This is a genomic window from Polaromonas sp. P1_G4, assembly GCF_056405475.1.
In genome coordinates this window covers 1-7063 of sequence record NZ_JBFUCA010000202.1, presented here as the reverse complement: position 1 = coordinate 7063, position 7063 = coordinate 1, and the positions used below count along the sequence as shown (strand labels likewise).

The window sequence follows — 7063 nt, the reverse complement described above, 5'->3', positions numbered from 1 at the left end:
CCACAGGGGCAGTCGGAAAGTCAAAGCGGCGCATCAGGACACCGAGCAAGCCGATGGCGTACAGCAAAAAGAGGTCGAACGCACTTTGCCGCATGCCGTATGCGCCCACCGTCGCAAAAATCAGGAKGCCCGCGTACAGCTGCGGTTTGGGAATTTTCAGCAGTTTGACCCACAGGCCCACCATGGGCAGGTTCAGCACCAGCAGCATCACGTTGCCAATGTAAAGCGAAGCAATCAGTGCCCACACCAGAGCCGCTGACGTGGTGAACAGTTGCGGACCGGGCTGGATGCCGTAGTTCTGGAACGCGCCCAGCAAGATCGCCGTGGTGTTGGAGGTCGGGATGCCCAATGTGAGCAGCGGGATCAGCGCAGCCGTCACCGTCGCATTGTTGGCAGCCTCGGGACCGGCAACACCCTCGATAGCGCCTTTGGTGCCGAACTCCGCACTGTGGGGCTGGTTTTGCGCCAGCTTCTTTTCCATTGCATAGYTCAGGAAAGTCGGGATCTCGGTGCCGCCCGCCGGGATGCACCCGAAGGGCGTGCCGATGGCCGTGCCACGCAACCAGGCGGGGATCGACCGCTTCCAGTCCGCCTTGGTCATATGCACACGGCTGAGCTTGTTCTGCTCTTCCACCATGCGGCCTTCATACAGCGCCGCATAAAGCACTTCGGCAACCGCAAAGAGGCCCACTGCCACCAGCACGATTTCAATGCCGTCCAGCAGTTCCGGGATGCCGCCGGTATAGCGGCCCTGGCCGGAGATCTGGTCGAGTCCCACGCAGCCGGCGGCCAGGCCGACCAGCAGCGCCGCCATGCCGCGCAAGGTGCTTTTGCCCAACACCGCACTCACCGTGGTGAAGGCCAGCAGCATCAAGAGGAAGTATTCCGGCGGACCCAGCTTGACTGCGAACTCGGCCACAAAAGGCGCAAACAGCGTGACGATGACGGTGGCAATCGTGCCTGCCACAAACGAGCCGATAGCAGCCGTGGCCAGTGCCGCGCCCGCGCGCCCGCTCTTGGCCATCTTGTTGCCCTCCATGGCCGTGACCATGCTGGCGGTTTCGCCCGGTGTGTTCAGCAGGATGGACGTGGTTGAGCCGCCGTACATCGCGCCGTAGTAAATGCCTGAGAAAAAAATCATCGAAGCGGTGATGTCGACCTTGGCTGTGATGGGCAGCAGCATGGCCACTGCGACCGCAGGGCCGATGCCGGGGAGCACACCCACCGCTGTACCGAGCGCGCAACCCACCAGGCACCAGAGCAGATTCACCGGCGTGATCGCTGTCGCGAAACCCGCCATCAGGGCATTGAAGATATCCATCAGATCCACCCCGTGCTGGTCAGGCCTGGCAAATTAATCGCCAGGAATTTCGTGAACATCCAGAACACCGGCGCGGAAATCGCGAAGCCCACCGCGAAGTCGGCAAGCCAGGTGCGCGGCGCATTGACCGCGGTCTGGCCGCCCGCACGGCGCAGGCCTTGCACAGCCAGCAGATAGCATAGCGTGCAGCTCAGGATAAAACCAATGGCGGTGATGAGCGCTGCATTGAGCAGCAAGCCTGCCGAGACCCACACGAAACMCGGCCAGTAGGCCTGCACCGAGCCCGAAGGCGGTTCGAGCTCCCGGAAGCCGCCGCTGCGTGCCTCCCAGATGATGAAGGCGCCACAAATGGCGAGGCCCACCGACACCACCCAAGGCAGGAAATTGGGGCCTACACCGCCATAACCTGCCTCGGACGAAATGCTGATCGCACCAAAGGCCAGCGCCAGGCCGGTCAGCAGCACACCGGCCCCGACCAGAGTTTGCGGCCAGACGGCCGAGGGATCTGAAGTTGTCATCGTTATAGTTCCCGAAAGGCGGGGAAGGTTGGGCCAGACATAAGCAGTCTGGGGGCACGCGGGCCTTTCGTCAAATTTTCATCAAATTTGACGGAACCGCGTGCAGCTGATACGCGAAAGCGCGGGTGGCGTAAAAACGCGGAAGATCAGACCATGCCGGACTTGACCATCGTGGCGCGCAGCGCCGCAAAGTCGTCGTCCACAAACTTGGCAAATGCCTCACCCGTCAGGACTGCGGGAGTCCAGTCGTTCTTCTTGACAGCCTCGGCCCAGGCCGGCGCCTTGAGCGCGGCCAGCACCATGTCGGTCAGGGCTTTGCGCTGTGCGTCCGTGATGCCGGGGGCACCGTAGACCCCGCGCCAGTTGCCGATTTCGACGTCAATGCCCTGCTCCTTGAGTGTCGGCACATCCACACCAGGCAGACGCTTGCCCGAGGTCACCGCAATGGCCTTCATCTTGCCGGCCTTGATGTACTCGGCAAATTCGCTGTAGCCGCTGCCGCCCACCGTGACGTTGCCGCCCAGGATGGCTGCCGTGGCTTCACCGCCGCCGCGGAAAGCCACATAGTTGATCTTGGAGGGATCGGCGCCGACCTTCTGCGCGATCATGGCCGCTGCGATGTGCTCGGTGGAGCCGCGCGAACCGCCGCCCCATTTCACACTGCCGGGGTCTTTCTTGAGTTGCTCGACCACGTCTTTCATGGATTTGAATGGCGAGTTGGCGGGCAGCACAAACACGTTGTATTCGCTGGACAGGCGTGCAATCGGGGTAGCTTGCGACAGGCTGACCGGCGGCTTGCCGGTGATCAATCCGCCCAGCATGACGGCACCCATCACCATCAGTGCGTTGGGGTCGCCCTTGGAGCCGTTGACGAACTGGGCCAGGCCCAATGCGCCGGCGGCGCCGCCCTTGTTGTCGTAGGTCACGGTATCGGCGGCCTTGRAGTCCGTCAGGGCTTTGCCCAGGGCACGGCCCGTGGTGTCCCATCCGCCGCCGGGATTGGCGGGAATCATCATCTTGACGTTGGCGGCGGCAAAAGCCGGCAGGGGCAAGGCGCCCGCAGCCGCCATGGCTGCCAGGGATTTAAGAAAGGTATCGCGACGCATGAGTGTCTCCTTGAAAATAGGATTGTGAAATTGTTGAGCTTGCCGGGCTGGCGAAGGCATCCAGCCGATCACGGGCTTATCATGCGCTTCGTTTCTGTCAAACGGCTGTCCGGAAGCATTGGGGAAAGTGCTAATGTCTAGGGCCTGCTAACACCCTGTTTTCAGGCCCTAGCCCATTCTGCCCCCATGAAATTGTTACTGATCGAAGACGATGCGTCGATGCAGGCTGCGCTGCAGCGGACACTGGGCCGCCGCGGCATGGAGGTTTTCAGCTGCACCGACGGGCGCCTGGCGCTGGCGCAATGGACGGACACCCAGCCCGATGTGGTGGTGCTGGACCTCAGCCTTCCCGGGATGGACGGCTTGCAGGTGCTGGAGCAGGCGCGCCTCAAGGGGCTGGCCACACCGGTGCTCATTTTGACCGCACGCGGCACGGTAGGTGACCGCATCATGGGCCTGAACACCGGGGCCGACGACTACCTGCCCAAACCCTTCGACCTGGACGAACTGGAAGCACGTCTGCGCGCCCTGAGCCGCCGGCGCGCGGCAACCGCGCTTCCCGCGGAAAACGATGCCGGCGCACAGATCGTGGGCGAGCTGCGCTATGAAAAAGACAGCGGGGCCATCTACCACCGCGACCAAGTGCTGGAGCTGACCCCCCGTGAACTGGCGCTGTTGCAGGCCCTGATCGCCAAACCCGGCCATGCAGTGTCCAAAGAGCGTTTGTTCGAGCTGGTGTTTCCCGGCGAGGCGGACGTGCAATACGAGGCGGTGGAAGTGGTGGTGTACCGCCTGCGCAAGAAACTGGCGCAAACCGGCGTCACGCTGGTCACGCTGCGCGGCCTGGGCTACTTGTTGAAAGTGGATGCATGAGCTCCCCGCAGCCGCGACAGGACATTCAGGCAGTTCCCCCCGCAGCACCCGAAACCAAACCCGGCGCAGGCGCCATCTCCCTGCGCAGATACCTGCTCATCGGCATTCTTTTGCCGGTGGGCCTGCTGGTAGTGGCCAACACCTTCAGCCTGTACCGGCAGGCATTGGGCGCGGTGAACACGGCGTATGACCGTACGCTGCTGGCGTCTGCCAAATCCATCGGCGAGCAGCTCGATGTAACGGGCTACGACGAGCAATCCGAGCTGCGCGTCACGGTGCCCTATGCGGCGCTGGAAGCTTTTGAGGCTGACAACCAGAGCCGGCTTTTTTACCGGGTCTCCAGCCTCGGCGGCAGCATGGTGTCCGGTTTTTCGGAGTTGCCGTTCTGGCACGGGCGCATTCCGGCACGGCCGCCCTATTCGGCGCTGGTGGATTTTTATGATGATGTCTTCATGGGCGACGATGTGCGGGTCGCGGTTCTGCTGCAGCCCGTGGCCAGTGCAAAAGGCCGCGCCATGGCGGTGATTCAGGTAGCCGAAACCCTGGAACTGCGCAAAACACTGGCCCGCAAAATCCTGTTCGACACACTGTGGCGCCAGGCCCTGCTGCTGGCGGTAATCGCCCTGGTGGCGGTCGTCGTGGTGCAGCGCGCCACCCGGCCCGTACGGCGCCTCAGCGCCGAGCTGCAGGCCCGTCCCGAAGGCGACCTGACGGCGATTACCGCGCCCGATGCACCCCGCGAACTTCTGCCGCTGGTGGATGCCACCAACGAGGTCATGGGCCGGCTGCAGCACCTGCTGGACAACCAGAAGCGCTTTGTGCGCGATGCGGCCCACCAGCTGCGCACGCCGCTGGCCGTGCTCAAGGTACAGGTGCAGTCCGCGCTGCGCGGCGACATGGACGCCCGTGAGGCGCTGGCGGAAATCAACCAGACGGTGGACCGCGCCACCGTCCTGGCCAACCAGATGCTGGCGCTGGCCAAGGTGGAGCAATTGCGCCAGCAGGCTGACCTGCAGGCCATCGACCTGGCGCAGATGGTGCGCTCTGTGGCGCTGGACCTCTCGCCCCTGATTGCCGAGAAAGACATCGATTTCGAGATAGAAACCGTGCCGGCGCGCGTCACATCGCATGAATGGATGCTGGGCGAACTCACGCGCAACCTGCTGCACAACGCCATCAAGCACACGCCGGCCGGCGGCACGCTGGCGGTGCGCATCGTGTGCGACGCCCGCGTTGTCGCCATGACCATCAGCGACAGCGGGCCGGGGGTGTCGGCGGAGTTGTCGGCGCGGCTCTATCAGCCCTTTTCCGCAGGCAACGTGCGCCACGGCTCCGGCCTGGGCCTGGCCATTTGCCGCGAGATCACCGAAACCATGCATGGCAGCATTTCGCTGGAAAACCGCGTCGTGCACGGCCGTGTGACGGGCCTGGACGCCACGGTACGCCTGCCCACGACGTGAGAACCAATCCAAACGCGGCGCCCTCCTACACGGCGCCACATGCCTTGGTACAGAATAGGCCCCAATGGACAAATTGCGAATCGACAAGTGGCTGTGGGCCGCCCGCTTCTACAAGACCCGCGCCCTGGCCGTGGAAGAAATTGACAAGGGCCGTGTACGCATCAACGGCATCGAAGCCAAGCCCGCGCGTGAAGTCAAATCCGGCGACACCGTGACACTGCGACAGGGCCCCTACACCCGTACCCTGATGGTGCGCGGCATCAGCAAGCTGCGAGGCGCAGCCCCGGTAGCCCAGCAGCTCTACGAAGAAACCGAAGAAAGCCTGCGCCTCAAAGCCGAGGCCGCCGAGCAGCGCCGGGTGGCAGCCGATCCGGCCGGCAGCCTGGAGCATGGGCGCCCCACCAAACGCGACCGCCGCACGCTCGACAAGGCCTGGGACAACCGCTGGAGCGCGTCAGCCGATTGAGAGACTGGGAAGCCGCCCCGTTTTCGCTATCATTTTTGTAGCTACTCGCGCCCATTCCCATTGGGTCAGAGGCCTATTTTATTCAAGAATTGGCTGTTTTGAGCCATGCAGGATGGTGATGAACGCTCAGGCATACGCTCGCTGCGCCAGCGCCCGCGCCAGCAGGGCCGCCGGGTCCACCAGCTCAAGTGAATCCATGCCAGGCACCGCGCTGAGTGCCAGCGGAATCTCGGTGCAACCCAGAACCAGCACTGAAAGGCCGTGCCGCCCGGCAAGCGCGCTGGCCACGCCCGCAAAACACTCACGCGCCAAAGCCATGTTGCCGGCTTTCACGCCCTCATAGATGCCGCGCATCAGGCGCTCACGCTCTTCAACGGAAGGAATGTGGCATTGCAAACCCGCCTGCCGCAGGGCCTGGTCGTAGAGCCCTGCCCGGTAGGTGCCCTCGGTCGCCAGAAGACCCACTTCGCGTACACCGCGGCCCGCCAGATTTTGGGCCACCTCACGCGCCACGTGCAGCACTTCAAGCTGGGGAAAGCGCTCCTGCAACTCGGCGTGCCACGCATGGGCCGTGTTGCACGCTACCGCGACGGTGGTGGCACCTAATGCGGCGAGTTTCCCCATTGCTTGCAACATGGGATCCAGGGGCTGATGGCCGCCCGGCCCCGGTAAACCCAGCGCGTTGCTGCGGTCCGGCACCGGCACCTGCGCCAGCCAGTGCTCGGGAAAGGCCTGGTCAGACACCGGAATGTCCAGCGAGCGCATATGGTCCGCGCAGGCCTGGACAAACAATCGAGCAAAGTCTGCACCTGCAGCCGGACCCATGCCGCCCAGAATGCCGACCACGCGGGTTCTGCTCATATCTTGCCTTTCAATGCTGTTCAAGTTGCAAATCCTGTCCGGCAGGCGCACACCGGCCACCTGAGCCCACGAGGCTCCGGGATCATTTTTCTTTAGGGGGAAAACTGCCGGCCCGAACGGGCACGGCAGTAGAACGGGAGCGGCGCGACGGCGCTCCCGTCAGCCTTAMATGGCCGGCTTGTCGCTCAGCGCCTTGAGGTTGGCCTTCAGCTCTTCGCTCATTGGCAGGTTCAGGTTCACGCCCTTTGGCGGGATGGGTGAGGTGAACCACTTGGCGTACATCTTGGTAAAGTCGCCGGACTTGATCAGGCGGATGATCGTGCCGTCCACCAGCTTCTTGAACTCAGGGTCGTCCTTGCGCAGCATGCAGGCATAGGGCTCCACCTGYAGCGAATCACCCACGACTTCCAGCGACGCCGGATTCTTGGAGTTGGCCATCAGGCCGAACAGCAGGATGT

The 7063-nt window shown here is 63.5% G+C and carries 7 protein-coding genes and 1 pseudogene; 3 read left to right on the top strand and 5 right to left on the bottom strand.

All coding sequences use genetic code 11. The features are described 5' to 3' along the window. From AC1D1X_RS11795 to AC1D1X_RS11785, 3 genes are all read right to left on the bottom strand, one after another. The coding region (locus tag AC1D1X_RS11795) for a tripartite tricarboxylate transporter permease (RefSeq protein ID WP_477698322.1) at positions 1–1321 on the bottom strand (1321 nt) is incomplete at its 3' end. Then, complete coding sequence (locus tag AC1D1X_RS11790) at positions 1321–1839, bottom strand: tripartite tricarboxylate transporter TctB family protein (protein WP_477698321.1); 519 nt, start codon at positions 1837–1839, stop codon at positions 1321–1323. The genes AC1D1X_RS11795 and AC1D1X_RS11790, both read right to left, overlap by 1 nt. Positions 1840–1985: 146 nt before the next feature. Next, complete coding sequence (locus AC1D1X_RS11785; RefSeq protein WP_477698320.1) at positions 1986–2945, bottom strand: Bug family tripartite tricarboxylate transporter substrate binding protein; 960 nt, start codon at positions 2943–2945, stop codon at positions 1986–1988. Positions 2946–3131: 186 nt separating this feature from the next. Here AC1D1X_RS11785 and AC1D1X_RS11780 point away from each other — a divergent pair, with 186 nt between their 5' ends. The 3 genes from AC1D1X_RS11780 (at position 3132) to AC1D1X_RS11770 (ending at position 5744) form a co-directional block, all read left to right on the top strand. Next, positions 3132–3818 (top strand): response regulator, encoded by a 687-nt coding sequence (locus AC1D1X_RS11780; protein WP_477669013.1) that lies wholly within the window; start codon positions 3132–3134, stop codon positions 3816–3818. Next, on the top strand, positions 3815–5278 hold the full coding sequence (locus tag AC1D1X_RS11775) for a sensor histidine kinase (protein ID WP_477669012.1): 1464 nt from the start codon (positions 3815–3817) through the stop codon (positions 5276–5278). The genes AC1D1X_RS11780 and AC1D1X_RS11775 overlap by 4 nt, the downstream gene beginning before the upstream one ends. 64 nt (positions 5279–5342) lie before the next feature. Further along, a complete protein-coding gene (locus AC1D1X_RS11770) occupies positions 5343–5744 on the top strand; it encodes an RNA-binding S4 domain-containing protein (protein WP_477669011.1) in 402 nt (133 codons plus the stop codon). Between the two features lie 126 nt (positions 5745–5870). Here the strand turns inward: AC1D1X_RS11770 and AC1D1X_RS11765 are convergent, their stop codons facing one another. Next, positions 5871–6605, bottom strand: a complete 735-nt coding sequence (locus tag AC1D1X_RS11765; protein WP_477669010.1) for an aspartate/glutamate racemase family protein — start codon at positions 6603–6605, stop codon at positions 5871–5873. Between the two features lie 165 nt (positions 6606–6770). Then, positions 6771–7063 (bottom strand): annotated as a pseudogene (locus AC1D1X_RS11760) (amino acid ABC transporter substrate-binding protein); the annotation flags it as partial.

Coding starts and splice junctions, on each gene's coding strand:
- AC1D1X_RS11780 (WP_477669013.1), top strand. CDS start 3,132: ATGAAATTGTTACTGATCGAAGACGATGCGTCGATGCAGGCTGCGCTG.
- AC1D1X_RS11775 (WP_477669012.1), top strand. CDS start 3,815: ATGAGCTCCCCGCAGCCGCGACAGGACATTCAGGCAGTTCCCCCCGCA.
- AC1D1X_RS11770 (WP_477669011.1), top strand. CDS start 5,343: ATGGACAAATTGCGAATCGACAAGTGGCTGTGGGCCGCCCGCTTCTAC.
- AC1D1X_RS11765 (WP_477669010.1), bottom strand. CDS start 6,605: ATGAGCAGAACCCGCGTGGTCGGCATTCTGGGCGGCATGGGTCCGGCT.